Consider the following 1,054-nt stretch of genomic DNA (forward strand, 5'->3'; position numbering starts at 1 on the left):
CGCACCAGGAGTGCACGCATGCAGAAGCGAACCCTCCCCCGCCTCGCCATCGCTGGCGCTGGCTGGGCACACCCCTACGGCCACGGCCCTTTCGCGCCGTACCTGTACGCCGACGGCGGGGACGGAGACGACTCCGGATCCGACAGCGGCGACAGCGGTGACGACACGGGCGCCGACGACGGCCAGGACGACGACGCCGGCGGGACCGACGACGACGACTCCTCGGACGACGGCGCGGCCAAGGACGAGAAGCCCAAGCCGAAGCCGCCGAAGAAGGACGACGACCCGGCAGCCGAGCTGGAGCGGCTCCGCAAGGAGCTGAAGCAGGCCAACGCCGACGCGGCCAAGGCCCGCACCACGGCGAAGAAGAACGCCGCCGAGGAAGCCAAGGCCGAACTCGTCCAGCAGATGGGCCGGGCACTCGGCCTGATCAAGGACGACAAGGACGAGGCACCGGACCCGGCGAAGCTCACCGCGGAGATCGAGCGCGCCACCGAGGCGCACCGCGAGACCGCCGTCGAGCTGGCGATCTACCGCAGCGCAGGCAAGTACGGAGCTGACCCGGACGCCCTGACCGACAGCCGGACCTTCCTGAAGTCCATCAAGGGCCTGAACCCCAACGAGGACGGGTTCGCGAAGAAGGTCTCCGACGCCATCAAGAAGGCCGTCGAGGCCAACCCCAAGCTCAAGGCCGCGAGCCAGGCGCCCGCGCGTACCAGCGGTGACTTCTCCGGCAGCTCGGAGAAGCCCGCCAGCAAGAACACCATCGAGGCCCAGCGCGAAGCACGCCGCAAGGCGCGCAGCTGAGCCTCTCCAGTAGAGAGGGCCCGCAATGGCCAACACGTTTCTGACCCCGGACCTGATCGCCACGCGGGCACTCGCCACGCTGTACGACACGACCGTCATGGCGCAGCTCGTCCACCGCGATTACGACTCCGACTTCCGTGGCCGGGTGGGTGACACCGTCACCGTCCGCAAGCCCGCTGTGTTCACCGCGCAGGAGTTCAACCGCAGCACCGGCATCCAGCCGCAGGACGCGGTCGAAGGCAGCGTG

2 protein-coding genes are annotated in these 1,054 nt (G+C 69.4%); both read left to right on the forward strand.

The genetic code is table 11. From position 1 onward, the window contains the following. The first annotated feature begins 18 nt into the window (after nt 1-18). The gene (locus ACFW2E_RS47745; protein WP_384478649.1) at nt 19-807 is read left to right on the forward strand and encodes a hypothetical protein; all 789 of its coding nucleotides are present in this window, start codon (nt 19-21) and stop codon (nt 805-807) included. Nucleotides 808-832: 25 nt separating this feature from the next. Next, nucleotides 833-1,054 (forward strand): P22 phage major capsid protein family protein (locus ACFW2E_RS47750; protein WP_384478652.1); only part of this gene is annotated, 222 nt, incomplete at its 3' end.

The sequence above is a fragment of the Streptomyces sp. NPDC058964 genome (assembly GCF_042741275.1).
Lineage (GTDB): Bacteria > Actinomycetota > Actinomycetes > Streptomycetales > Streptomycetaceae > Streptomyces.